This window comes from Uliginosibacterium silvisoli (genome assembly GCF_036017035.1).
Taxonomy (GTDB): Bacteria; Pseudomonadota; Gammaproteobacteria; order Burkholderiales; family Rhodocyclaceae; genus Viridibacterium; species Viridibacterium silvisoli.
The window spans coordinates 571,861-595,897 of record NZ_JAYXHS010000001.1 but is presented as its reverse complement, the minus strand read 5'-3'; the positions used below and the strand labels follow the sequence as shown (position 1 = coordinate 595,897).

The 24,037-nt window shown below is 63.3% G+C and carries 22 protein-coding genes; 10 read left to right on the top strand and 12 right to left on the bottom strand.

What is annotated here, in order from left to right; all coding sequences use genetic code 11:
- Positions 1 to 19: 19 nt before the first annotated feature.
- Entirely contained in the window at positions 20 to 1,066 is a 1,047-nt protein-coding gene (locus tag VVD49_RS02745; protein ID WP_327597594.1) for an Ldh family oxidoreductase, read from the bottom strand.
- Between the two features lie 158 nt (positions 1,067 to 1,224).
- Positions 1,225 to 1,644, bottom strand: a complete 420-nt coding sequence (locus VVD49_RS02740; RefSeq protein ID WP_327597593.1) for a hypothetical protein — start codon at positions 1,642 to 1,644, stop codon at positions 1,225 to 1,227.
- A 323-nt stretch (positions 1,645 to 1,967) separates the two neighbouring features.
- Between VVD49_RS02740 and VVD49_RS02735 the strand changes: the two genes are divergently transcribed.
- The 5 genes from VVD49_RS02735 (at position 1,968) to VVD49_RS02715 (ending at position 8,668) form a co-directional block, all read left to right on the top strand.
- Complete coding sequence (locus VVD49_RS02735; protein WP_327597592.1) at positions 1,968 to 2,159, top strand: hypothetical protein; 192 nt, start codon at positions 1,968 to 1,970, stop codon at positions 2,157 to 2,159.
- A gap of 55 nt (positions 2,160 to 2,214) precedes the next feature.
- Positions 2,215 to 3,141, top strand: coding sequence for a DMT family transporter (locus VVD49_RS02730; protein ID WP_327597591.1), 927 nt, complete (start codon positions 2,215 to 2,217; stop codon positions 3,139 to 3,141).
- Between the two features lie 307 nt (positions 3,142 to 3,448).
- Entirely contained in the window at positions 3,449 to 4,426 is a 978-nt protein-coding gene (gene dctP, locus VVD49_RS02725) for a TRAP transporter substrate-binding protein DctP (RefSeq protein WP_327597590.1), read from the top strand.
- Between the two features lie 206 nt (positions 4,427 to 4,632).
- Positions 4,633 to 6,978 (top strand): fatty acid cis/trans isomerase, encoded by a 2,346-nt coding sequence (locus tag VVD49_RS02720; RefSeq protein WP_327597589.1) that lies wholly within the window; start codon positions 4,633 to 4,635, stop codon positions 6,976 to 6,978.
- Between the two features lie 73 nt (positions 6,979 to 7,051).
- Positions 7,052 to 8,668, top strand: a complete 1,617-nt coding sequence (locus VVD49_RS02715) for a phospholipase D family protein (RefSeq protein WP_327597588.1) — start codon at positions 7,052 to 7,054, stop codon at positions 8,666 to 8,668.
- Between the two features lie 158 nt (positions 8,669 to 8,826).
- On the opposite strand, the gene VVD49_RS02710 is transcribed toward VVD49_RS02715, so the two are convergent.
- The 7 genes from VVD49_RS02710 to VVD49_RS02680 all read right to left on the bottom strand — a co-directional run bounded on the left by VVD49_RS02710 (position 8,827) and on the right by VVD49_RS02680 (position 16,377).
- Positions 8,827 to 11,742: an HD domain-containing phosphohydrolase gene (locus VVD49_RS02710; protein ID WP_327597587.1), complete on the bottom strand. Its 2,916-nt coding sequence runs from the start codon at positions 11,740 to 11,742 to the stop codon at positions 8,827 to 8,829.
- A 68-nt stretch (positions 11,743 to 11,810) separates the two neighbouring features.
- The gene (locus VVD49_RS02705) at positions 11,811 to 12,074 is read right to left on the bottom strand and encodes a hypothetical protein (RefSeq protein ID WP_327597586.1); all 264 of its coding nucleotides are present in this window, start codon (positions 12,072 to 12,074) and stop codon (positions 11,811 to 11,813) included.
- The gene (locus VVD49_RS02700) at positions 12,071 to 12,499 is read right to left on the bottom strand and encodes a phage holin family protein (RefSeq protein ID WP_327597585.1); all 429 of its coding nucleotides are present in this window, start codon (positions 12,497 to 12,499) and stop codon (positions 12,071 to 12,073) included. Before VVD49_RS02700 ends, VVD49_RS02705 begins: the two co-directional genes overlap by 4 nt.
- A gap of 9 nt (positions 12,500 to 12,508) precedes the next feature.
- Positions 12,509 to 12,814 carry an ElaB/YgaM/YqjD family protein gene (locus tag VVD49_RS02695; RefSeq protein WP_327597584.1) on the bottom strand — a complete coding sequence of 102 codons (306 nt, stop codon included), beginning with the start codon at positions 12,812 to 12,814 and terminating at the stop codon, positions 12,509 to 12,511.
- 255 nt (positions 12,815 to 13,069) lie between these two features.
- On the bottom strand, positions 13,070 to 13,648 hold the full coding sequence (locus VVD49_RS02690) for a Yip1 family protein (RefSeq protein ID WP_327597583.1): 579 nt from the start codon (positions 13,646 to 13,648) through the stop codon (positions 13,070 to 13,072).
- 128 nt (positions 13,649 to 13,776) lie between these two features.
- Entirely contained in the window at positions 13,777 to 15,708 is a 1,932-nt protein-coding gene (locus tag VVD49_RS02685) for a YhgE/Pip domain-containing protein (RefSeq protein ID WP_327597582.1), read from the bottom strand.
- Between the two features lie 342 nt (positions 15,709 to 16,050).
- The gene (locus tag VVD49_RS02680; protein ID WP_327597581.1) at positions 16,051 to 16,377 is read right to left on the bottom strand and encodes a hypothetical protein; all 327 of its coding nucleotides are present in this window, start codon (positions 16,375 to 16,377) and stop codon (positions 16,051 to 16,053) included.
- 252 nt (positions 16,378 to 16,629) lie between these two features.
- Between VVD49_RS02680 and VVD49_RS02675 the strand changes: the two genes are divergently transcribed.
- The 4 genes from VVD49_RS02675 to VVD49_RS02660 all read left to right on the top strand — a co-directional run bounded on the left by VVD49_RS02675 (position 16,630) and on the right by VVD49_RS02660 (position 20,230).
- Positions 16,630 to 17,175: a hypothetical protein gene (locus VVD49_RS02675; protein WP_327597580.1), complete on the top strand. Its 546-nt coding sequence runs from the start codon at positions 16,630 to 16,632 to the stop codon at positions 17,173 to 17,175.
- 90 nt (positions 17,176 to 17,265) lie between these two features.
- Positions 17,266 to 17,979 carry a YebC/PmpR family DNA-binding transcriptional regulator gene (locus tag VVD49_RS02670; protein ID WP_327597579.1) on the top strand — a complete coding sequence of 238 codons (714 nt, stop codon included), beginning with the start codon at positions 17,266 to 17,268 and terminating at the stop codon, positions 17,977 to 17,979.
- Between the two features lie 97 nt (positions 17,980 to 18,076).
- On the top strand, positions 18,077 to 19,366 hold the full coding sequence (locus VVD49_RS02665) for an aspartate carbamoyltransferase (protein ID WP_327597578.1): 1,290 nt from the start codon (positions 18,077 to 18,079) through the stop codon (positions 19,364 to 19,366).
- A gap of 192 nt (positions 19,367 to 19,558) precedes the next feature.
- A complete protein-coding gene (locus VVD49_RS02660; protein ID WP_327597577.1) occupies positions 19,559 to 20,230 on the top strand; it encodes a hypothetical protein in 672 nt (223 codons plus the stop codon).
- 66 nt (positions 20,231 to 20,296) lie between these two features.
- Here the strand turns inward: VVD49_RS02660 and VVD49_RS02655 are convergent, their stop codons facing one another.
- The 3 genes from VVD49_RS02655 to VVD49_RS02645 are packed head-to-tail and all read right to left on the bottom strand — an operon-like array spanning position 20,297 to position 21,872.
- Complete coding sequence (locus tag VVD49_RS02655) at positions 20,297 to 20,710, bottom strand: secondary thiamine-phosphate synthase enzyme YjbQ (protein WP_327597576.1); 414 nt, start codon at positions 20,708 to 20,710, stop codon at positions 20,297 to 20,299.
- A 14-nt stretch (positions 20,711 to 20,724) separates the two neighbouring features.
- Positions 20,725 to 21,288 (bottom strand): DsbA family protein, encoded by a 564-nt coding sequence (locus VVD49_RS02650; protein ID WP_327597575.1) that lies wholly within the window; start codon positions 21,286 to 21,288, stop codon positions 20,725 to 20,727.
- A 38-nt stretch (positions 21,289 to 21,326) separates the two neighbouring features.
- Positions 21,327 to 21,872: a glutathione peroxidase gene (locus tag VVD49_RS02645; protein WP_327597574.1), complete on the bottom strand. Its 546-nt coding sequence runs from the start codon at positions 21,870 to 21,872 to the stop codon at positions 21,327 to 21,329.
- A 263-nt stretch (positions 21,873 to 22,135) separates the two neighbouring features.
- Here VVD49_RS02645 and VVD49_RS02640 point away from each other — a divergent pair, with 263 nt between their 5' ends.
- Positions 22,136 to 24,031: a TonB C-terminal domain-containing protein gene (locus VVD49_RS02640; protein ID WP_327597573.1), complete on the top strand. Its 1,896-nt coding sequence runs from the start codon at positions 22,136 to 22,138 to the stop codon at positions 24,029 to 24,031.
- Positions 24,032 to 24,037 lie beyond the last annotated feature (6 nt).

Genomic DNA, 24,037 nt, shown 5'->3' with positions numbered 1-24,037 from the left:
AGCTTGGATTGATTTCTTGTCAGCCCAGCACCACGCCGGCTTGTTCCAGTTGCGCCACGATCTCGGCATGCAGCGGCACGCCCTCACGCAGGTTGATCTCCGCCTCGGTCCAGCCGCGTTCTCCGGGGAAGAGGAAGGCTTCGCGCGTGCTGGCCTCCTGGCGCAGGTAGTCGAGGTAGTCGTCGACCTGTGTGTCGAATCCAGCGATGCCATCATCACGGAAGGCGGCGACGTCGAGCGCGATGAAGAGCTTGCTGGCCTCCGTCTCGACTGCGCCGCCGGGGGCGGTGATGTCGCGGCAGAACAGCCCGCTGCCGAGCGCTGCCGTCATGAATTCCAGCATCAGTGCGAGCCCCGCCCCCTTGTGTCCGCCCATGGGCGATACGGCGCCGCCAAGTATGGCTTTGGCATCCGTCGTCGGCTTGCCGTTGGCGTCCACGCCCCAGCCGGCTGGCAACTCCTTGCCTTCACGCAGCCAGGTCGTGACCTTGCCGACGGCCGCCTGACTCATGGCGATATCGAGTACCACCGGGTGCTTGCCCGCAGCACGTGGTACGCCAATGGCCAGTGGGTTGTTGCCGATCACCGGCCGTGTTGCGCCCCAGGCTGCCATGGTCTGGATGGCGTTGGTGCTGCAGAGGCCGATGCAGCCCGCCTGCGCGGCACGCAGCGCATAGGCGTGGGCACGGCCCCAGTGCGTGGTGTGAGTCGCGAGACAGACGCCGACACCGAACTGCCGGGCTCGATCGACAGCAGCCTGCATGGCCGTGGCCGCGACGTAACGGCCGGGGCCGTTGTCGCCATCGAGTACGCAGATGGCGCCGAATTCGCGCGTGAACTTCAGCGCGGGTTGCGCTTTGGACCGGCCTGTGTCGAAGCCGCGCAGCAATGCCGGCAGCATCTTGACGCCATGCGATGGCGTGCCGTGCAGATCGGCCTCCGCCATGATGCGGGCTTCGATACTGGCAATTTCCGGTGACACGCCGTGTGCCTGTAGAGCGGATTGAACAGCCGCGCACAACTGCGCATAGGGAATGCGTGTGGGCTGATCGGTAGCGCTGGACATGATGATTTCCCCTGGAGACGAATCCCTGATTCTAATGGGCCGCACAAGGGACGTATCAATGATTAGTGCAAATGCAATTCAGTCCGGGGTGAGTGCATGCGCGCACGGCCAGCCGCACTTGCATGCAGCTGGCCGTGCGCTTGCGCATCGAACGATGCTTACGGATTGACCGGGATGGTCTTCGATTGCGACGAGGTCTTGCCGCGGGCCGTCGTCGTGACCTTGAAGGTCACCGAACTACCCGTCGTCAGAACGGGGGCGGGGCGTATCGTCAGGGTCGACTCGTAATTGCCGTTGGATTGCGTCTTGCTGAGCACTGCGGTGCCTTCTGTCTGCTCCCACGTATAGGTGATTTCACCTGCGCCGATGCCACCCGTCGTGGCAACCTTTACGTTGAGCGTTGTCTCCGTACCACCCGTGACGCCGCTCGGGCCGTCGAGGGATGTGATCGTGATCGAATCAGGCAGCGCTTCGGGGCCGGCATCGCCGCCACCGCCGCATGCACTCAGCAGGGTCGCGGCAGCGATCATGGCCAGGGCTGCGCGTTTCGGCACGGTTGTGAAGTGATTGGTGTACATGTTCAGCCTCCTTTTAAAATGCAATATGTATATTTATGAACGGAACGACAACGTGTCTGAACATGCGGGCGGGTGCGTGGAGTCGCAAACGCAGGGCACTTGCGGCGTCCGGTCAATCGATGACCCGGTCATGGCATCTTGTCTCGTCACAGTCCGTTGTGTAGCAGGCGACGTGCCCGGCATCATGCAATGCGCTAAGCTTGCGGGCCGATGCAAGGGCGTCTGGTGGAAAGCGCCTGCACGGCCTTGCTGTCGCACGTCGGGATGGTGAGTCGGGGCGCGCCGCGTCCGCGCTTTTTTTGCAAACCTGACAAGGACCCGACGTGAACAAATTCCAATTCATCCTGCTGTCGAGCGTTCTGGTTGTCGTGATCGTGTTCATCGTCAGGCTGGTCGCGTATCGCATGTTCGGCGCTCCCGGCAGCGAACCCGGCCAGCGCACGCCGCAGCCCGCCGCGCCGTCGGATCCGGCAAAGAGCGCTTCGGATGAGGCTGGCGGCAGGGATCGCCAATGAGGTTTCTCGCCTACCGCCTGCCCTGATGGAGACGCCTGCGTCTCCTATCTCTTCCATGCGGGAGCAACCCTCGAATGCCGCCCTGTATCTCGGCGCGTCATTGATCTGGGGTTCGACCTGGCTGGCCATCACTTTCCAGTACGGCGTCGTGCCAGCCACGGCCTCCGTCGCCTATCGTTTCCTGCTGGCCGGTGTTCTGTTGTTGCTGTGGAGTGCACTGCGGGGCGAGCGCATGCGGCTCGGCGCACTCGATCTCGCCTGGGCCGCCTTGCAAGGCGTCTTGCTGTTCGGGCTGAGCTATAGCTGTGTGTATGAGGCCGAGCGCTACATTCCGTCCGGCCTGATGGCTGTGCTCAATTCGAGCATGCTGCCCTTCAATATCATTGGCATGCGTCTGGCATTCGGCAGGCGCTTCACCGCGCAGGCCGTCGTGGGTGCCGCGCTCGGCGTGCTGGGTATCGTGCTGGTGTTCTGGCCTGAGCTGGCCGTTACGCGCGATGCCAGCAGCTGGCGGGGGATTGCCTTCGGGCTGGTGGCGGGACTGCTTGCATCGCTGGGCAACCTGGCCGCTCAACGCAATCGCAATGCGCAAGTCCCGCTGCTGTCGGGAACCGGGATCAGCATGCTGGTCGGTGGCGGCACCGCCTTGTTGATCACCTTGTCGCGTGGGCAGGATCTGGTCTTCGACCTGAGTCCCGGCTACATCGCCTCGCTGCTCTACCTTGCAGTATTCGGCTCGGTGCTGGCTTTTGCCGCCTACCTGACCTTGATGGGGCGCATTGGTGCCGGTCGCGCAGGCTACATCGCAGTGGCAGTGCCGATTCTGGCCTTGCTGCTGTCCGCATGGTTCGAGGATTTTGACTGGTCGTGGTGGACCTTTGCGGGCATTACCTGCGCGGTGGCGGGTAACGCCATTGTGTTGGCGGAGGCGGCCTGGCTCGCGCAGCTCTGGCAGCGGCTCCGGCACACGCCAGGTCCTTGATTCTGTTGGACAAAACAATCGCCAAGCCTTCCGACCAACGGTTTTCGTGACATTCGTCACGGAATATTTCCGCGGCTGGACCTGCTCGAGGCACCCGCGCCGTGCCAAGTAACTGACAGCAAACGCTTTATTCGCGGGCGCCGCATGCCGTCGATGCCATGCAGGTTTTGGTGTTATTAGCAGATCTGAAGAATTTATTAAAAATACTTACTGGGGTTTACCCTAGTCCCTGTGCCAGCATTCCTCACATGTTCAAGGCTGCCTCGGGTTCCATCAGGCGGGCCAAACCGTCATGGAGGAAAACCGGATGTTGCGCAAACTACTCGTCGCCCTGGCTCTGCTGGGAACACTGAATGCCGCTGGCGCGGCTGAGCTCAAGGGCTGGGTGCTGGAAAGCCAGGACTATCCCAAGCACCAGGGCATGCAGTACTTCTTCGAACAGATCAAAGCCCGCAGCGGGGGCAAGTACGAAGGCAAGATTCTGTGGCGCGAATCGCTGGGCGACCAGAAGGCCGCTTTGCCACAGTTCAAGAAGGGGCAGCTCGACATCGCCGTGCTGAGTAACGCACCGCTGTACGAAGCCGTGCCGGAGATGGAGGTGCTGTCCCTGCCTTTCATCTTCAAGAACACCGAGCACATGCTCAAGACGCTCGACGGCGAAGTCGGCAAGGGGCTGGAGGCTTCGCTGGCAGCCAAGGGCTACATCGTGCTCGCGTGGTATGACGGCGGCGCGCGCTCCTTCTACTCACGCAACAAGCCGTTACGCAATCCGAGCGACTTCGAGAAGCTGAAGGTGCGCGTTGCCAACAAGGCGGAACTCAAGCGCATGGTGTCCGCGCTGGGTGCCGAGCCGAACACGCTGGCCTATGACAAGGTCAAAGGCGCACTCGAGCGTGGCGAGATCGACGTGGCTGAGAACGACCTCATCTCCTACCAGTTGTCTGAGCAGTACAAGTTCGCCAAGTACTACGTGATCAGCAACCACAGCGTGCTGCCTGAGGCCATGGTGGTGTCGACCCAGCTGTGGCAAAAGCTCTCGTCTGCCGAGCGCGAGATGTTCAAGCAGACCGCACGCGAATCGGCTGCACGCATGCACGAGTTGTGGGTCAAGAAGACTGCGACGATCCGCACTGCGCTCGAAAAGCAGGGCGTGAAGTTCTATGACATGAATGACAATTCCGGTTTCGTCTCACGTTTGCGCAGTGTCTACACTCCCGTGCTGTCTAACCCGAAATCGGGTGATCTGATGCTCAAGGTGATGACGCTCGCAGGCTCGCAAACCTGATCGGCGATTGACCTCTCCAGAATGCACAAGGGCCGCACATGCGGCCCTTGTGCATTCGGGCAACAGACGGCGGACGTTGCGCCGCAACGCGCGGGCTTCGTGTAAATTCACCGTCATGTCATGTGCTCATGGGAGGCTCGGCATGTTGTGCCGGGCGCCCGCAGCGTGCTCATGGTCTGTCATCGCTTGAATGGAGCAGGTTGGTTATGAAGAAGATTTACCTGGTAGCGACATTGCTGCTGCTGGTCGGTTGTGCCGGGCTCGTGCGCGAAAATCTGGAGGAGCTGTTCGGCAAGCCCAACCCGCAGCGTTTTGACGAAGCCACACCACCGCGTGGCGCGATGTCTTTCCGCGGCGATGTGCAGCCCATTCTCGACAAGCGCTGCGTGGTCTGCCATGCGTGCTATGACGCACCGTGCCAGCTCAAGCTGACCGCCTGGGAGGGCGTTGCACGTGGTGCTACGAACGAGACGGTCTATAACGGGGCACGTTTGCTGGAAGGCAGCCTGTCGCGACTGTTCATCGATGCAGACAAGCCTTCGGAGTGGCGCAAGCGCGGCTTCTTTCCGGTGCTCAACGAATACGCGGCCACGCCGCTGGCCGAGCAGCACGCCAGCTTGCTGGCACGCACGCTGGAGCTCAAGGACCAGCATCCGGTCACCCCGAACGCCTTGTTGCCGGCCGGCATGGATACCTCGCTCGATCGTGCGCAGCAGTGCACGCCCGTCGAGGGCTATCAGGATTATGCAAAGAGCAATCCTGATTGGGGGATGCCGTATGGTCTGCCGGGTTTGACGCCGGAAGAGTCCGGCACCATCCGCAGCTGGTTGCGTCTTGGCGCACCTTACGAGGGGCCGGCGCCGCTGACGCCCATGGCACAGCAACAGATCGCGCGATGGGAGCAGTTCCTCAACGGCAATTCGCTGCGCGAGCAACTCGTCAGCCGCTACATCTACGAGCACCTGTTCCTGAACCACATCCATTTCGACGCAGTCGGGCGGCCGCAGTTCTTCGTGCTGGTGCGATCCAGCACGCCTCCCGGCCAGAAGCTGCAGGAGATCGCGTCGCGTCGGCCCTTTGACGATCCGGGCGTAGCCCGCGTCTACTACCGCTTCCGTGCCGAAGGCGAGACCATCGTCGACAAGTCGCACATGCCTTATGCATTGACTGCGGAGCGCATGGCACGCTGGAAACAGCTGTTCTTCAGTACCGACTATGCGGTCGCCAAGCTGCCGACCTACAAGCCGGAAGATACGGCCAATCCGTTCGGTACCTTCCAGGCATTGCCGGAGAATGCACGGTATCGCTTCCTGCTGGAGGAGGCCCAATCGACGGTGATGGGCTTCATCAAGGGCCCGGTGTGCCGTGGTCAGACAGCGCTCAATGTGATCAACGATCACTTCTGGGTGTTCTTCCTCAACCCGGATTTCCTCAACGAGAGCGATGCCAGCTTCCTGCAGCGCGAGAGTCGCAACCTGACCTTGCCGTCGGAGAATGAGAGCAACTCGTTGGTCCTGACGCCCTGGCTGCGCTATGCGCGTCAGGAGCAGAGTTTTCTCGAGGCCAAGTCCGCCTACTACGAGGAGCGCCTCAATACACCGGACAAAGTCAGTCTGGATATGGTCTGGAATGGCGACGGCACGAATCCGAACGCCAGCCTGACTGTCTATCGTCACTTCGACAGTGCGACGGTGCTGAAGGGGCTGCAGGGCGAGATGCCGAAGACTGCCTGGGTCATGGGCTACTCGTTGCTCGAGCGCATTCATTACCTGCTGGTTGCAGGCTACGACGTGTATGGCAACGTGGGCCACCAGCTCAACACGCGCCTGTACATGGATTTCCTGCGCATGGAGAGCGAGTTCAATTTTATGGTCATGCTGCCGCGCGCCAGCCGGGTGGCCGTGCGTGATGCCTGGTACCGTGAGGCCAGCAGTGACGTGAAGGATCTCGTCTATGGCAAGTACGCGCACTTCAACCGCGAGAGCGGCATCGCTTATCCGGCAGACCGTCCCCCGGCCAGTGCCCTGATGGACATGCTCAAGCAGCGTCTCGCCCCCGTGGGGCGTTATGAGTACGACATCGACAAGCTGGGTGATGCGGATCTCAAGCGTTCGCTGCGTGATCTGGCCAGTGTGCGTGGCGAGGCACTGGCATGGATGCCGGAGGCCGCGCTCCTGCGCGTCGAGAGCCCGGGCCAGCCGACCCGCACCTTCAGTTTGCTGCGCAATACAGCCCATACCAACATCACCTATCTGTTGCGTGAGGGCAAGACACTCGTGCCTGCCGAGAACAGCATGGATGTGCTCACCGGCATCGCCACGGCGTATCCGAACGCTTTCTATCGCGTGCAGAGCAGCGACTTGCCCGCTTTCGCGACAGCCGTGCGCGGCCTTTCTTCGACCAAGGATTACGCAGCGCTGGTGAATCGTTTTGGCGTGCGGCGTACCAATCCGCGTTTCTGGGAGCTGAGCGACGCAATCAACGCCGACTACGTGAACAGCCACCCGATCGAGGCGGGGTGGCTTGACTACAACCGACTCGAGAATCGCTGACACGAAGAGTTGTGGCACGGCCGCCTGAAGCGGCCGTGCCCGTGTTCAGGTTCTCTCTATGGAGAGCGGCTGCATGGCAATCCGGGGTGTGCAAGGTATGGGATCTTTACGCAATATTTTCGTTGTCGTCTGGGTGGGTATGTTGGCGGCATGTGCGGGTTTGCCTCCGCGTGATGAGTTGCCGGTCACGCCGCAGGGGCTGTCGCCAACGACGGTCGATCCCGCAACGACGCGGCTCGGGCGCGCCGTCACACCGGACCTCGCAGCGCATCCCGGACAGGCAGGCGTCTATGCGTTGTCGGATGCGAGCGAGGCCTTTGCTGCGCGTGTGCTCCTGGCGGGGGCCGCCGATCGTACGCTGGACGTGCAGTACTACATCTGGCGCGGGGACTACACGGGTTACCTGATGTTCGAAGCGCTCTGGCAAGCGGCAGAGCGTGGTGTCAGCGTGCGGCTGCTGCTTGACGATACCAATACCGCCGGGCTCGACGACACTTTGCGAGCACTTGACGCGCATCCGAACATTGCAGTCCGCCTGTACAACCCGATGACCATGCGCAGCGCGCGCCTGCTCAATTTCGTGACGGATTTTTCGCGGCTCAATCACCGCATGCACAACAAGTCCTTCACGGCGGACAACCAGGCCACCATCGTGGGCGGACGCAATATTGGCGACGAATACTTCGGCGCGAGCAAATCGGTCGGCTTTGAAGATCTCGATGTCATTGCGACCGGGCCCGCCGCAAAGGACGTGACCGTCTCGTTCGAAGAATATTGGAACAGCGCCTCGGCCTATCCGGCGGCGAGCATCATCGGCAGCGAGGATTCACGCAAAGCCTTGCTCGAGCGTTTTGCCGAGACGCGTGCCGACGAAGGCGCCGAGCAGTACCTGCAGAGTCTGCGTGACACGAAGCTGGTGCGGGAACTGCTGGCGCAGACCTTGCCACTCCGCTGGGGCGAGACGCGGCTGGTGGTCGATGACCCTGCCAAGACCCTGGGCCAGCTCAATGCCAACGAGGGCCGCGAACGCCTGATGCTGGGCCGCCTCATGACGGCGATCACGCCGCCGCAGAAAAGCTTTGAGTTGATCACGCCGTATTTCGTGCCGGGCAAGGAGGGCACCGAGTCGCTGGCGGCGTTGGTACGCAACAAGGTGCGCGTGCGCGTGCTCACCAACTCCCTCGCCAGCTCCGACGTCACGGCGGTGCACGCCGGTTACGCCGAGTACCGCAAGGCCCTGCTGCAAGCCGGTGTCGAGCTCTATGAACTCAAGCGTCATCTCCCGCCGCTGGTTGCTGCTGAGGCGGGCGGAGCTGCGCCTGAGGACAAGCCCAAGCGCAAGACGCTCGGCGGCAGTTCGTCAGCCAGCCTGCACGCCAAGACCTTTGCCATGGATGGCCAGCGCATCTTCGTCGGCTCCTTCAACTTCGACCAGCGCTCTGCCTGGCTCAACACCGAGATGGGTCTGGTGATCGATAACGCACAGCTTGCAGGACGGCTCACGGATTGGTTCGACAAGGACCTGCCAGCCAGGGCCTACCACGTGGTGCTGCAGGACGATGGATCGCTGTGCTGGATCGAGCAGACCGAAAAGGGTGAAGTGCGCCACGACAAGGAACCCGGCTCTGGCCCCATGCTGCGTGGCTGGGTGAAGTTCCTGTCCATCCTGCCGATCGAGTGGATGCTTTAGGAGCCCGCCTCCAGGCGGGCTGCGCCAGTGGCGGGCGTTGCTGGCTCGTTCGCCGTGCAGATGCATTGCTCCGCGCGAGCCGCCTGGCCCGCTACATACTTTGCGCAAGGTCGCCTTTCAGCGGCTGATGGAGCCTCCTGCGGGGTTCCGCCCTGCGTTCAACCCACCCGTAGCAGCGCCTCGATATCCACTTCGTCGATCTGTGAGGCGAGCAGGAACTGTTCGGCATATTGTCGATAGATGCCGGAGCGCAGGAACAGTTCGAACAGGTCCGCATCCAGATGATTCTCGCGCGTCATGCGCGCCATGATGCCCAGCGATTCGGACAGGGTCTTCGGTAGCTTGTAGGGGCGGTCTGCAGCCGTGAGGGCTTCGAACACGTCGGCGATCGCCATGATGCGTGCTGGCACGCTCATGTCTTCGCGCTTGAGCCCCATCGGGTAACCGCGCCCGTCCATGCGCTCGTGATGCCCGCCGGCGATCTCCGGCACGCTGCGCAGGTGACGCGGGAAGGGCAGGCGCTCGAGCATGACAATGGTCTGCACGATGTGATCGTTGATGATGAAGCGCTCTTCTTCGGTCAGCGTGCCGCGACTGATCGCGAGGTTGTAGATCTCGCCGCGATTGAATTTGTATTTCGGCACCTTGATCTGGAAGCGCGCGTCCTTGCTGGCAGTGGCCTGCTCTTCGGCCGGGCGCGGGATGAGGTGCTCCGGTTTGTCGGCCAGCAGGGTTTCGACATGGGGCAGCGCCTGCGGCGGAATGCCTTGCAGCGGACGGGCTTCTTCGCGTGAGAGTCCCAGCCTGTCGTCCAGCGTGCGCATCCATGGACGTTGAGCGATGGTCTTGATGCGTTCGATCTTGGCCGGGTCGAGAAACTCGCCGCCGACGTTGCAGTCCGCAATGAAGGCGAAATCCTCATCCAGCGCTTTCCAGCGGGCTTGCAGCTCAGCCCAGGCCTCCTGTTCCGGCGTGCCTTGCGAGCGATTGCGCCAGTAGGCAATCTCGGCATCTCGTTTGAGGACTTCGAAGCGCGTACGGATCTCGTGAATGCGATTGAAGATGCCCTCCAGCTTGGTCGCCTTGTCGACGACGTACTCCGGTGTCGTGACCTTGCCGCAGTCATGCAGCCAGGCGCCGACGTGCACGGCCTCCCATTCATCTGCATTGAGCTGGAAGTCGCTGAAGGGGCCGTCGGTGGCATCTTCGGCGGCGTGCACCAGCATCTTGGTAAGTGCGGGTACGCGCTGGCAGTGGCCGCCGGTGTAAGGACTCTTGGCGTCGATGGCGCCGGCCAGCAACTGGATCAGCGATTCGAGCAGGTTCTTCTGGCTGTCGACGAGGTGACGCGTCTCGATCGCCACGGCCGCTGTGGATGACAGCGCCTCGATGAAGGCCAGCTGGGGATTGCGTCCGCCGGCCTGTACCGCGGCCAGCGACTGCGGCAGCTCCAGCACGATCGCCCCGACGAAATCCTTGCCCAGCGTTTCGAGGGCGACGGCGACCAGCTGCGGGCCGTCGGCTTCGGCTACGCCGACGATGCTGCGCCGGTTCGCGACGAGTTGGGTGGCGGGATGCGAGGGGTGGCTGGCCGCCGAGAGTGTCTCCGCATGACTGGCGTGCGCGGCGGCAGTGAGCTGCTCCTGCGAGCGCACCAGGGTTTTCGTGTCGGGGTCGTACAGATAGAGCGCCCCCGAGCGCGCATGCGTCGTGGCGATCACATCGCCCAACACGACTTCCAGCAAGCGCTCAAGACTCGTCTCGGAGTTGAGTGCGGCGCTGACGTCGATGAAGCGCGAGATCGTCGATTTCATCTGCATGGTGGCCGTCGCCAGCATGTCCACCTCGGCAATGCGCGAGCGACGCACATTGCTGCTGGCGAAATCGAAGCTGCTTACAGAGCGCGTGTCATGGGCCAGCGAGCGCAGTGGCTTCGCCAGTTGCTGGGTCAGCCAGTAGCCGGCAGGCGCGGAGGCGAGGATCAGCAGCAGGGTGAGCATCAGCTGACGCCGCAACAAGGTGCGGGCTTCGCGAAACAGCTCGGCATGCGGCACGGCCATCAGCAGGCGCAAGGCCTTGCCGTGCGCGCGCAATGTAATCGGCATGGACACCAGTTCCCAGTCGCTCCCCTGGATGCGCTGGTGCTGGCGCTGGATGTCGCGGACGGGCAGTCCGGCGGCCGCGCCCAGCGCCGGGGTCTCGATTGCCTCGACCTTCTGCGGGATGGGTTTGCCGCTGGCATCCACGACGATGTCGCGCGGGCCGTTGTCGCTGGTGACGACATAGTTGCCGCTATCGACGACGACGATGCGCGTTCCCGGTGTGACACGCAGGGCTGCGATCTCGTGCGTCAGGCTGGCAAGGGTGACATCCAGCCCCACGACGACGCCAGGCTCGCTCGTGCGTAGCGCCAGGCTGGAGCCGATGGCGCGTGTTGTCGAGAAGATGTAGGGCTCGACCATGACGGATTGGGCCGAGGCCACGGCGCTGATGTACCAGGGGCGGATCCGCGGGTCGTACACATAATCGTTGCGTGCTTCCAGCTGGAGCAGTTGTCCCTTGCTGTCGTAGTAACGGTATTCGCCGGCATTCCTGCCGTCTGCCTGGGCAGTCTGCGTCTGCACCAGCAGTTCCGCCTGCTGCGGGGCGCGGAACATCTGCTTGAGGGCGGGCGTGCGCAGGGGCCGGAAGAGGATGAACTCGCCGTTGGGGTAACCGGCATAGATGGCGTCGAGCAGGGGGTTGGAGGCGATTGCCGAGCGCATGACCGGCAGTGCGGCGAGACGTTGCTCTGGCGTATGGGCGCGGGCAATGTCGTAATTCGCCAGCAGATCGATCTGGTTTTCGGCGGGCTGCAGGATGCTGTCGATGCGGTCGCGCAGCACCCGCGAGACATGCGTTATGGATTCATCGACCGAGGACAGCAGGACCTTGCGCGTGCCGTTGTAGGCATGCCATGCCAGTACCGAGGCAACGATGACCAGCAACGCGATCGTGCCGACCGATGTGACAACGTGGAGTGGAATTTTCCAGCGCTCACCCTGCGCTGCTGCTGCCGGTTTGCCGAATGCCATTTTGTTCCCCGAAACAAAGGCTCATGGTTCCCATTAGAGCATGCTTCATGGCAACAGCATCCATTCGATCAGGTGCTGCGGGAGTTTCCGAGGCGGGTCAGGAGGCGCCAGCTCAGCACCCCGATGCTCAGGATGCGTCCCCACTTGCTCGGGAGCACCGACATCAGGCCGCCGAAAATCCCCAGCAGGTGGCGGCTGTCCGCACTGCCGCCCTTGCTGGCAAAGGGCTCGGCAATGCCGGACCACTCGTGACGCAATGCGAGGCGATAGTGTCGTGCTTGCAGACACAGGGCTTGCTTGCGGAGTTGCCGGACACGCTTGCTGTCTTTCATGTTCGGGCTCCTGGCGTAGGCGTGGTGGCGCTGGGCGGGCTGGGCGGGCTGGCGGGGGTGCCGCGCAGGGCCTGCTCGTCGCGCTTGAACTCCGCCAGTGTTTCGTTGAAGGGTTGCGGCGCACTGCGCACGCGCTTGATCAACAGGACTGCGCATGCCGCCGCGCCGACGACGCAGACCAGCGTTATGCCGGCGACCGCGGCCAGCAGATGGCCATGCTCCCACGCAAAGGTCAGGATCAACACTGCGGCGAAAACGAAGCCCAGTGAGCCGAAGGCGAACAGCCCGAGCAGCAGCGCCAGGTGCCCCAGTTGGCGCTCCAGCTCTTCCTGCAACTCCAGGCTGAACAGGCTCAGGCGCGTGCCGACCAGGCCGCTGGCGTTGGCGGCCAGGCGGCGGAAACGATCCACGAAGGGCAGGCGCATCGACAGGCCCTAGCGGCGCGCGATCAGCATGCCGACGACGACGCCGATGGCTGCGCCCAGGCCGACCGCCTTCCACGGGTTGTCACGCACATAGGTGTCGGTGGCTTTCGCCGCCTTGCCGGCCTTGGCCAGCGCAGCCTTTTCGGCCTCGCCGAGGCTGAGCTTGGCGCGCTCCAGCGCACGCACGACGCGTGCTTGCAGGGCTTTGGCTTCTTCACCTGTCGCGTTGACCGCTTCGGCCATGAGGGCCTCGGTCTGGCGCAGGATGTCCTGCGATTCTTCAATCAGGGTGGATGTGCTGGTTTCGTCGCTCATGTGAACCTCCTGTGACTGCGTGAAGAATGGGCCGATGTGGTGTCAGCGGAAGGCGTGCCCCTCTGGTGACGATCTGGCGTGCCGCGTCCGTCATCCATGGCGCAGCACTGCCGCATGAATTCCTGAGACCGTCTTTGCAGGCGAGTAGTTGCACGAAACACGCGCTGCTGAAATAGTAGGCCCGCCACAGGCGGATGTCATGCGATGTCAGCAGGGCGACGGGGCAGGGCGTGATCGTGACGCGTATCGAACGCCTCAGTGCACGCCGACGCTGGAAGCGATGCCGACGACTGCGCCGATGACGACCGAGACGACGATGGCGCAGATCACCAGTACCACGGTGTAGGGCGCTACCTTGTCTTCGGGAACCTTCATGAGCGTGGGCACGCCGAGGTACAGCAGGTACACGCCGTACAGCGAAGCCAGCAGGCCAAGTACGCCCAGTGCGGGGATCAGGCTGAAGATGCCTCCGAGCAAACCGGGTGTCATGCTGAAAGCGATCAGCTTGAAAGCGTTGAGCGGATTCTTCTGGCCGCCGAAGTTCGCCGTCAGGGCATCAGCGATCAGCGCGACGACGAACACCGTGACCAGGGACAGGGCATAGCCCAGGATCATGTTGGCGATGCCGGATACGATAGGTGTGCGCACGGAGACGCCGAAGGCCGAGTAGCCGATCAGTGACATGCCTATGAAGCCGGCGACCGCCGGAATCAGCGCCAGCAATACCAGGTATTCCATGTAGATGGACTTGACCGACGACGACTCGGCCTCGATCACCGGCCATTCGGACTTCGGTGACAGGAGGATGTTCTTTGCCCGCTCCACGATGTTCATTGCGCTCTCCCTGAAGAATATTGTCAGTGCTGCACGTATGCCGGGTATCCGCAGGCCCGGGCAGGCACATCATGCCCGTCTAGCCTTGGCGTAGTCCAGTACTGCTGGGCAGAGCGGGGCTGCCCGCCTCAGAGCTCAATGGCGGGGCGCGTATTGGCGCTGGAGTCGAAGCGCCATTTGCCGATCGTGCAGCCCATGACAAAGGCGACGGCGCCGCTCAGCGAGGCATACAACAAGGGGGTATGCCAGACGCTGTCAAACGCGCCGAACATGCTTGCCTTGAGTGCCTTGACCACCCAGGTGAGCGGCAGCCACGGGCTGAGCGTCATGAACAGCTTGCCGCTGAGCTCCACCGGCATGATGGCGCTCGAGGATGCCAGCTGCACGGCCAGCAGCACCATGCCGAGGGCCTTGCCGGCATCACCGAAGGCGCGTGCCAGGGCAAAGCTGATGAGCAGGAAACTCACGGAGGCGACGCCTATCGTCAGCGCAAATGCGCCGGGGTGGACCACTTCGACCTTGAGTATGAAGCGCGCGGCCAGCATCACGACGAGCGCCTGCACCAGTACGAGCGCAGAAGGCAGGATCACCTTGCCAAGCATCTGCGCGGGCGCTGCAAAACCCTCCGCTTCAAGCGGCAGGACGCGCACGTGCAACAGGAAGATCACGATGCCGGCGCCCAGCCACAATGCCATCGGAATGACGTTCGGGGCGAAGCCGCTGCCGTTGTTCTCCACGTTTGCGACGCGCTCGACGATGGGCTCGACGGAGTGCGCCAGCCCTTCAGGGCTGCCGTCCGGCTTGGTGATGTTGCCCGGCAGCGAGCGCTGCAGTTCATCGAGCCCCATGGCCAGCATCTGTGCGCCTTTGGCAACGCTCTGGTTGGCGTTTTCAAGCTTGCTTGCGCCAGAGGCGAGGATCTCTGCGCCCGAGTTCAATTGGTCGAGCTGGCTGTTCAGCGGGAGTCGCACGACCATGCTGTGGATGCCGTTGCCGAGGGTCCGTATGCCGCTGACCAGCTTGCCCACACCTGTACCGAGCTGGTCGGCTCCGTCAGTCAGCGCGCCTTGCGCTTCGCCGGCCGTGGCAATGCCGGCGTCCAGTTTCGTTACGCCCTGGTTCAGGCTGCGCAAGCCATCGGTGAGGGCGGTCGGCGCCCACAGGCTGGCGCTCGCTTCGGACTGGAATTGCTGGATGCCGTCGAGCAATTGCTGGCTGCCCGCCTTCAGGTCGCCCATGCCCTGGCGCAACTCGACGTTGCCGGCGGCCAGCTTGTCAGCGCCGATCTTGAGTTGATTCAGTTCCGTATTCGTCGGCCGGTGCGAATCCATCAGGCGTAGCCCGTTGTCGAGTTGCTTCACGCCGGCAGTCAGTTGGCCGACGCCTTCGTTGAGACGGTTACTGCCGGTCACCAGCGTCTTCGTACCCTCCGCCGTCTGTACCGCGCCCGAGCTCAGTTCGTGCGCGCCATGATTCAAGCGCGCCACGCCAGCGCGCAGGGCGGCGACGCTTTGCTGCGAACCGACGGCGCTGGCGAGCACCATTGCCCAGCGCTTCTCGTTGAGGCTCTCGTTGATCTGCTGGCCGAGGATTTCCGCGAAGTGCGCGGCCATGGCGGCACTTTCGTAGTTATTGCCCTCGGACACGTAAATCACCGGCTTGCCGGCACCGACGAGGATGCCGGGAATGGCGTTGGAGCTGAACTGCGGCGGAATGATCAGGGCGAACACCAGCTTGCCCTCGCGCACCAGTCGCCGCGCCTCGTTCTCATCGTGGAATTCCTTGAAGCCGAAGCGCCCGCTGGCCTTGAGGCGTGTCACCACGTCCTCGCCGATGTTGAACGTCTTCTCCTGATAGGTCATGCCTTCGTCCTGATTGACGATGGCCACGGTCAGTGCGCCCGTATTGGCCGCCGGATCCCACACGCTGACGAGGTAGATCAGCACATAGAGGGCCGGGATCAGCACGACGATGGCAGCGGCCAGCAATAACTTGGGATAGCGTGCGAAGTAGCCGAACTCGATGCGTGCAATGGTCAAAGCCTGACGGAGGAGATTCATGGGCGGATTCATCAGCGGTTAGGCGTGGCGGCGGGTGAAATGGCGGGTGAGAGCGCGTGCGCAAGACGCGCTTGTGCGACAGCTGCGCATTGTCGTTGATCAGGATATCCCCGGTGCATCCGGGATGTTTGCGTGACTTCCCGTTTTGTCGTGCTGTGTGCTGCTTGCAATCATCATTACGTCAGCGCTGGAGCGCTCTGAAGCGCCGCTCCCGCGACCCTTCGCTACCGCTGGGGCAAAACAGGCGCAGAAAGCGCAAGGAAGGCCGGGCGTGCAACACGCCCGGCCTTCCTTCTTTTACAGAGTCATGATGTGCCGGCTGGCCCCGGCGCCTTGACTGTCCTAGCGACGCCAGCCGCCGTGGCGACCATGGTCGTGGTGATCATGATGATCATAACGGCGATCGTCCCAGCGGCTATGGCGCCAGTCTTCGCGGTAGTAGCGCGGCGGTGGTGGGGGCATGCGGCGATACTCCGGACCGCGGTCGTAGGAGGTATAGCCACCGCGGACAACAATCTGTGGCACGGGCAGAGGCAGTATCGGGGGTGCGGGCAAGCGCACGCTGACGCCTGGCAAGGCCAGCTCGACACCATGGGCCTGACTGATGCCGGGGACAAGTGCTGCGGCGTAGCCCAGCAGCGAAAGAACGAGGGTGCGTACGGGTTTCATCGTGAGTCTCCTTGATCGGACATGACGTCCTGTGCGATCAACAACGCCCCGCAAAAGGCAGGCGCCGACATCAAGATGTAAGGTTTTGTAATGGTACAGGGCAGAACTGTTGCCACCCGGCGACAGATGCCTTCCTGGCTCGCCTGCATCCGGGGCGCGGCGGCAGACGGCGGAGCTGGCAGGACGGCTACTGTTCTTGCCTGCTATTCTTGCGCCTCTCCGTTTTTGTCCTGCTTGTTCAAGGGTTCCGCCATGCATGTCTCCCGCCGTCAGGCCTGTTTTTTCATTGCCGCAAGCTGCGCTGCCGCGCTCACGGGCTGTGCCGCCCACAACGGCAGGAAACTGGTCGAGCCGCCTGCGCCTGTTACCGGCATGAGCGTCATGATCGAAGCGAATGCGCCAATCGCTTGGCACGATGTGGCCGAGAAGGAGCATGCGGGTCTCGACAAGGTGGTGCAGCTCTTCATGGCCGAGCTGGGCAAGAACATTGCCCCGGGCTTTGCCGGGACCAGCATTCCCGTCAAACTACGCATCCCCGGTGCTGCGCTGCCGCCCGAACTGCCCTATGTGCTGGTGATCAAGCCGGTAGATGCCGACGTGATTCTCAACGGGGGCAAGATCGCGGGTCTGCGCACGATCGATCTGGATGTTTCCCTGGTGCATATCGCGCAGAAGTTGCCCGTGTGGCACTACAAGACCTTGCTCGATGGCAACCCGAAGCGTCCGATGACGCCGCAAGTGCAGGCCATCGCCGACGCCATGATCGATCAGGGGCTGATCCCCGCGGCAGCACGCTAGCGCCAGCCGTCTTGAAACACGTGCGTGCAGGAGGCGGATGTCTCCCGCCGTTCAAAACCCTATTCAGCTACATAACCAGGAGCACTCGCCATGGGCGCGCAGTGGAAAGCCAAACATAAAGACATCGCAGCCAATGCCAAGGGCAAGATCTTCGGCAAGCTGGCCAAGGAAATCATGATCGCCGCGCGCGGTGGTGCCGATCCCGCACTCAATGCACGCTTGCGCCTGGTCGTCGAGCAGGCCAAGAAGGCCTCCATGACCAAGGACACGCTGGAGCGCGCCATCAAGAAAGGTGCTGGCCTGACGGATGATCCGGTCAGCTTCGAGCACGTCATCTACGAAGGTTTCGCGCCACATCAAGTGGCCGTGATGGTCGAATGCCTCACCGACAACGTGCGTCGTACGGCGCCGGAAATGCGCGTGCTCTTCCGCAAGGGCCAGCTGGGAACATCAGGCTCGGTGGCCTGGGATTTCGACCATCTCGGCATGATCGAAGCAGAGCCCACGACCAAGGGCGTCGATCCTGAAGAGGCGGCGATCGAAGCCGGCGCGCAGGATCTGGAGGCGGGCGAGGAAGAAGGCACGACCCTGTTCTATACCGACCCGACCGAGCTCGATCTGGTCAGCAAGGCACTTGGCAACCACGGCTTCAACGTGCTCTCCGCCAAGCTCGGCTACAAGCCGAAGAACCCGGTCAGCGCAGCCAGCCTGAGCGCCGAGGCACTGGAAGAAGTGGAGGCCTTCCTCGCCGCCATCGATGAGAACGATGACGTGCAGAACGTCTACGTTGCCTTGACGGACTGAGTTCGTCACGGCTGTATGCGCTCTGCGCATGCAGGCGCGGCGCCAAAGCCGCGGCAAACTCCCGGAATCGAGATTCTTTCTTTTTCGGGAGTACGCATTGCGCACATATCAGCAATCCTTGTTGCGAGCGGCCATGAAGGCCCTCGGCATGACCCGCGACATGTTTTCCAACAGCCTCGGCGTCAAGCGCCGGGCGCTCGATACCTGGCTGTTGCCGGATACGTCGCGCGAATACCGGCAGATGCCCGATGCCGTGAGGCTGCTTATCGAAAGCCGCTGGCCGGGGCTTGCCAGCCTCGACACGGCTGTGGCGGCGTCGCTGCGCGACCGGATCTGTCCGCCTGAGGCGCCGCATCTTCTCAGCGTCACCCAGTTCCAGCGTGACTCCCTTGGCGATCTGTTGCGGCTGGCCGGCTCGCTCGAACCGGTTGCCCAACGCCACAAGACCTGCCGCGTGCTCGAAGGTGCGGTGCTCGGCAATCTGTTCTTCGAGCCGAGTACGCGGACCCGGCTGTCATTCGGCGCGGCGTTCTGCCGGCTCGGCGGCGCCGTGTGCGATACGACGGGCTTTACTTTCTCATCGATGGCCAAGGGTGAATCCCTCGCCGATACCAGTCGCGTCGTGGCCGGTTACTTCGATGCCATCGTCGTGCGCCACCCCGAGACAGGCTCGGTCGCACGCTTCGCCGAGAACATCGAGGTACCGGTGGTCAACGGCGGTGATGGCGCGGGCGAGCATCCGACGCAGGCGCTGGTCGACGTCTACACCATGGAGAAGGAGTTCGCGCGCCTCGGTAAGACGCTGGATGGTGCAACGGTGGCCCTCGTCGGCGACTTGCGCCACGGCCGTGCCGTGCAGTCGCTGTTCCGCATCCTCACCTTGTATCGTCAGCTGAGCTTCAAGCTGGTGGCGCCCGGCGGGCTGGAAATGCCGACGGAACTGATCGACGCGGCCGTGACGCTCGGCCATCAGGTCACGCAGCACAGCACGCTGCAGGGCGGTTTGCGCGACGCCGATCTTGTCTATGCAACACGCATCCAGAAAGAGCGCATGCAGGAAGAGGCGGCGGAGGGATATCCGGCGCGTTTCCGTATCGACAAGAGCGCCATTTCCCGCTTGGCCCCCGCCGATGTCGTGATCCTGCATCCGCTGCCACGCGACAGTGCGCCGGAAGCCAACGACCTCTCCTGTGATCTGGATGCTGATCCGCGTCTGGCCATCTTCCGCCAGACCGACAACGGTGTGGCCGTGCGCATGGCGGTGTTCGCCACATTGCTCGGCGTGGAAGCGCAGATTCCCGCCTGCCTGCGCGACGCAAACTGGCGACGCCCGGCGCGTATCGGCAAGGCTGACGCGAAATTCCATCGTCTTGCCGGCAGCGCATAGCCAGCGCGGGACCGGTTTTTTCGTGCGACAGGGAATTCCGGACGGCATGCCATGTTGACGAGGTATGGGCTGACTGTCTCGCGCTGGAAAGGCTTCGCCATATCCAGTTGCGCACAGGTCTGCTACCTTTTACCAGCGCCAGCCAGTTGCGCAGAGCTTGTTCCCCAACGCATGACATCAAGGAGTGTGCAGATGAAAAACGTGTTCGTCACAACGCTGTCAGCATCGCTGGCCCTGTCGTCACTGGTTATTGCTTCAAGCGTGTATGCCGCTGACAAGACGCCTGCGATGGGTTTCTTCGTGAGTAGTACCGGCGGCGGCAAGGGCGCAGACCTCGGCGGGCTGGCAGGGGCCGACAAGCTGTGCCAGTCGCTGGCCACGGCAGCGGGGGCCGGCAAACGCACCTGGCATGCCTACCTGAGCACACAGGCAACGGGTGGCGACAAAGCCGTCAATGCGCGCGACCGTATTGGCAAGGGACCCTGGTACAACGCCAAGGGTGTATTGATCGCACAGAACGTGGACGACCTGCATCGCGGCGGCAATCTCACCAAGGAAACTGCACTCACCGAGAAAGGCGAGGTGCTGAATGGCCGCGGCGACAAGCCGAACATGCACGACATCCTGACCGGGTCGGACACCCAGGGCATGGCTTTCGTGGGTTCGGATGACACCACGTGCGGCAACTGGACCAAGAGTGGCAGCGATGGCTCGGCCCAGGTGGGGCATCACGATCGTCAGGGCCTGAACGATATGCCCCCGGCAAAATCCTGGGTGAACTCCCATCCCTCGCGCGGCTGTAGCGATCCGGCGTTGGCTTCGTCCGGTGGCGCCGGGCGCCTGTATTGCTTCGCCGTGAAGTAATACCCGCACTTCCGCACTCGCAAAGGGCCGCAATTGCGGCCCTTTTTCATTGCGCAGATGCGCCGCTCAGCCCGTTACGGTAATCACGACCTCGCGCGCATGTGGGTGGGTACGATGCTCCCACAGGAAGATGCCTTGCCAGGTGCCCAGCAGCATCTCGCCATTGCCTATCGGCACGCTGAGCGAGACGGCGGTGAGCACGGTGCGGGCGTGGGCGGCCATGTCATCGTCGCCCTCGGCGTCATGCACGTAATCGGCATCGCCGTCAGGCGCCCAGCGCTGTGCCAGCATCTCCAGATCGCGACGCACGGAAGGGTCTGCGTTCTCGGTAATGATCAACGAGCAGCTGGTGTGTTGCGTGAATACGTTGACCAGGCCCGTCCGCACGTTCGCCCGTGACACGACTGCCGCGACTTCCCGTGTGATCTCGAGCGTGCCGCGGCGTGCCGTGCGCAGCCTGAGTATTTCCTGATGCGCCAAGGCAGGCCCTTCCGTCAGCCGAGCCCGAGCTTCTTCAGCCAGGCATCGATGTCATCGCCGCTGCTCATGTCCGGCACGAGCAGGCCATCGATCATGAAACTTGGCGATACGTGAATGCCATTCTGACGCGCATAGCGGGCCTGCCATTTGACGGCCAGTGTCAGCTCGCTCTGCTCGAATGCTGCGCGTAGCGCGATGCCGCTGCGCGCTTCGATCTGCGCAAGGATCTGTGCGGCAGACAGATCGAGCAAAGGCCCACGGCAATGCTCGACAGGTTCGAATTCCTCGCGATGCGCGTAGATGGCCGCCATCACCTTGCGCGCTGCGTCGCGCCCGCCCGGCACGGTCGATGCAGCGAGGATGGCGCGCGTCGTGATCGGCGAGAACATATGCCAGGGCTGCGACTGCAGGCGTATCTTGATCGTCAGTCTGTCTGCACCTGCACGCGACAGCAGGCCATCCAGCTTGCTGAAAGCGCGTGCCGAGTAAGGGCAGGTCGGCTCCAGGAATACTTCGAGAATCTTGCGACCATCACCCCATTCAAGTGGATCGGGTGTGGCGAATGTTTCATTTGTCATGCGAGTCTCTCCGGTGGGGCGCGTCGTGCGGGCGAGGCTCAGGCCTTGGCCAGTTCGCTGTCGAGTGCTTGCAACAGACGCGGATCGTCAGCCGTCACATCGGGCGAGAAGCGGGCCACGACTTCGCCTTGTCGATTGACGAGGAATTTCTCGAAGTTCCACAACACGTCAGTTGGGCCGCCCGTGGCGAGGCCCTTGCCGGCGAGGCGTTCGCGCATCGGCCCTTCGCCGATCGATGCCGGCTGCGCACCGGTGAGCGCGGCGTAGAGCGGATGCCTGTCGGCACCGACCACGGAGATCTTCGAGAACAGCGGGAACTGCACGTCGTAGGTCAGCGAGCAGAATTCGGCGATCTCCGCTTCCGTGCCCGGTTCCTGGCCCTTGAAGCTGTTGGCCGGAAAGCCCAGCACTTCCAGCCCCTGCGCACGCTTGTCTTCGTAGAGCTTTTCCAAGCCCTCGTACTGCGGCGTCAGGCCGCACTTCGATGCGACATTCACCACCAGCAGTACCTTGCCGCGATAGTCGGCCAGGCTGGCGGCGGCACCGTCGATGCGTTTGAGGGGAATGTCGTAGAGAGTGCTCATGGTGCGGCTCCGGTGTGTGGCGTGGGGCTTCATTGTAGGGCCGGTTTGGTCAGTGCCGGCTGCGCTGGCGACGCGCCACCCGACAGGCTGCTTGCGTACCTGCCCGCAGATCGTCGAAGATCGCCCGGACGAAGGCTGTGCGCCTCTCTCCTTTGCCCCTGACACCTGACCATTCCGGCCCGCATGGAACGCAGCGCCAAGATGACAAAAGACGAAGTGATCCGGCATCGCCCGAGGCGCCATCCCGCAACAGGGCTGCCGATTTGAGATCAGACCCCGATCGTCTGCGCGAGCCCTGGCGGCTGAGCACGGCAATGCTGTTGTCGCTGCTGTTTCATGCGCTGCTGCTGAGCCTCAGCTTTGGCGACGGCTTCGGGCTGCCGGGCCTGGATTTCCCCTGGAAAGAGAAGCGCTTCCGTGCAGATGATCTGCGCGTGGTGCTCGCGCCGCGCGTGACGCCGGCGCCGGTGCAGCTGCCGCAGACCGAGCTGGACGCCGCCACCGTCGGTGAGCGTGCGATTGATGCCGGGCCGACGGCAGACTCCCTCGCCAACCCGATGGAGAAAGCAGCGGCAGCGAGTGACCTGGCCGTAGCCGCGCCTACGGCCCAGGCGCGTGCAGGGGGGCCGGACGAAGGTACTCCGGTACCGGCGAGTGGGCAGCCGTCGACACCGCCTCCTGCGCCGGTCATGACGTCCCTCTTGCCATCGGCGGCGACCATCGTCGCCGTGCCATCTACGTCACCGCTCAGGTTGCCTGAGCTTGCCCCTGAACAAAGCGGCCCCGCGGCGGAGATTCCGGTGGCCATGGATGGGGCACAGGAACGCATCGAGAAGGTGGCGCGCGAGCGCGCCCTCGAACTGGCGAGGATCGAACGCGAGAAGGAAGACGCTGCGCAGGCGTCCCGACGGCAGGCTGCCTTGATCGAGATGACGCGTGAGGCCGAGCGTAAGGAGGCCGAACGCCAGGAGGCCGCGCGACAACAGGACGCGCAACAGGAAGTCGCCCGGCAGCAGGCAGCCCGTCTTGCCGCCGCACAGACCGAAACCGAACGCCTCGCAGCGGCGCGACTGGAGCTGCAACGTGCCGAGGCGGAACGTCAGGAGGCTGCGAAAAAGGAGGCGGCGAAGCAGGACGCAGCGAAGCAGGAAGCCATACGCATCGAGGCCGCTCGCGTGGCTGCGGCACAGCTCGAGTCGGCACGGCAGGCGGCTGCCCGACAAGAGCTCGAACGCGCCGAAGCCGCGCGCCAGGAAGCGGAGCGGCAGGAGCTTGCACGCGCAGAGGCGGCAAGACAGGAGTCCGCCCGGCAGGAGCGTGCAAGACAGGAGCAGCTTCGCCAGGAACAGTTGCAGCGCGAAAGAGCCCTGCAGGAAGCAGCAAGGCTGGAGGCCGCGCGACAGGCCGCAGCCAGACAGGAGCTTGAACGTGCTGAAGCGGCACGGCTGGAAAGCGAACGTCAGGAAGCCGCAAGGCAGGAGGCTGCACGGCAGGAGACCGCGAGACAGGAGCGTGCGCGGCAAGAGCAGGCCCGGCAGGATCAGCTGCAGCGCGAGAAGGCCCAGGAAGCGGCACGCCTTGAGGCCGCCCGTCTGGCCACGGCGCAAGAGGCTGCGCGACAGGAAGCTGCAAGGCAGGAGAAAGCGGATCAGCAGAAGAGCCGCGAGCAGATCGCTCAGGCGGAGGAAGCCGCCCGGGAGGCGCGGTTGCGCGCGATCGGCCGGCAACTGGACGAGGAGGCGGCCAAGCGTGATGCGGCTGCACGCACTGCCGGGCTTTCTCCCAAGCTATTGCCCATCTCGAGTGCGATTCGTCGCGGCCGGCTTTTCGGCCGCAGCGATCCCAACGTCGAGATGGTGTTGTACGGCGAAGCCTGGGTCCGCAAGATCCAGCTCAACACGCCGCCTGATACCGTCCGTGAGCTGGCCAGGCTGCGTCATACCCAGCCGCTCGTGACCGTGGCAATCCGCGCTGATGGCACCATCGAGAAAGTGACCTTCGTGACTTCCAGCGGCGTGCCAAGCGTCGACGAAGCAATACGCCAGATCGTGCAGAACCAGGCGCCTTACGCCGCGTTCTCGACAGCCTTGTCGCGCGAGTACGACGTCATAGAGATTCGCCGCAGCTGGATTTTCGATAGCGCCGTCCGGCTGGAGTGACACCTC

Bases quoted from the DNA above. Each gene is read 5' to 3' on its own strand.
- VVD49_RS02730 (WP_327597591.1), top strand. From the start codon at position 2,215: ATGCGGGAGCAACCCTCGAATGCCGCCCTGTATCTCGGCGCGTCATTG.
- VVD49_RS02670 (WP_327597579.1), top strand. From the start codon at position 17,266: ATGGGCGCGCAGTGGAAAGCCAAACATAAAGACATCGCAGCCAATGCC.
- VVD49_RS02690 (WP_327597583.1), bottom strand. From the start codon at position 13,648: ATGAACATCGTGGAGCGGGCAAAGAACATCCTCCTGTCACCGAAGTCC.
- VVD49_RS02645 (WP_327597574.1), bottom strand. From the start codon at position 21,872: ATGAGCACTCTCTACGACATTCCCCTCAAACGCATCGACGGTGCCGCC.
- VVD49_RS02685 (WP_327597582.1), bottom strand. From the start codon at position 15,708: ATGAATCTCCTCCGTCAGGCTTTGACCATTGCACGCATCGAGTTCGGC.
- VVD49_RS02710 (WP_327597587.1), bottom strand. From the start codon at position 11,742: ATGGCATTCGGCAAACCGGCAGCAGCAGCGCAGGGTGAGCGCTGGAAA.
- VVD49_RS02705 (WP_327597586.1), bottom strand. From the start codon at position 12,074: ATGAAAGACAGCAAGCGTGTCCGGCAACTCCGCAAGCAAGCCCTGTGT.
- VVD49_RS02745 (WP_327597594.1), bottom strand. From the start codon at position 1,066: ATGTCCAGCGCTACCGATCAGCCCACACGCATTCCCTATGCGCAGTTG.
- VVD49_RS02680 (WP_327597581.1), bottom strand. From the start codon at position 16,377: ATGAAACCCGTACGCACCCTCGTTCTTTCGCTGCTGGGCTACGCCGCA.
- VVD49_RS02720 (WP_327597589.1), top strand. From the start codon at position 4,633: ATGAAGAAGATTTACCTGGTAGCGACATTGCTGCTGCTGGTCGGTTGT.
- dctP (WP_327597590.1), top strand. From the start codon at position 3,449: ATGTTGCGCAAACTACTCGTCGCCCTGGCTCTGCTGGGAACACTGAAT.
- VVD49_RS02740 (WP_327597593.1), bottom strand. From the start codon at position 1,644: ATGTACACCAATCACTTCACAACCGTGCCGAAACGCGCAGCCCTGGCC.
- VVD49_RS02675 (WP_327597580.1), top strand. From the start codon at position 16,630: ATGCATGTCTCCCGCCGTCAGGCCTGTTTTTTCATTGCCGCAAGCTGC.
- VVD49_RS02650 (WP_327597575.1), bottom strand. From the start codon at position 21,288: ATGACAAATGAAACATTCGCCACACCCGATCCACTTGAATGGGGTGAT.
- VVD49_RS02695 (WP_327597584.1), bottom strand. From the start codon at position 12,814: ATGAGCGACGAAACCAGCACATCCACCCTGATTGAAGAATCGCAGGAC.
- VVD49_RS02715 (WP_327597588.1), top strand. From the start codon at position 7,052: ATGGCAATCCGGGGTGTGCAAGGTATGGGATCTTTACGCAATATTTTC.
- VVD49_RS02700 (WP_327597585.1), bottom strand. From the start codon at position 12,499: ATGCGCCTGCCCTTCGTGGATCGTTTCCGCCGCCTGGCCGCCAACGCC.
- VVD49_RS02660 (WP_327597577.1), top strand. From the start codon at position 19,559: ATGAAAAACGTGTTCGTCACAACGCTGTCAGCATCGCTGGCCCTGTCG.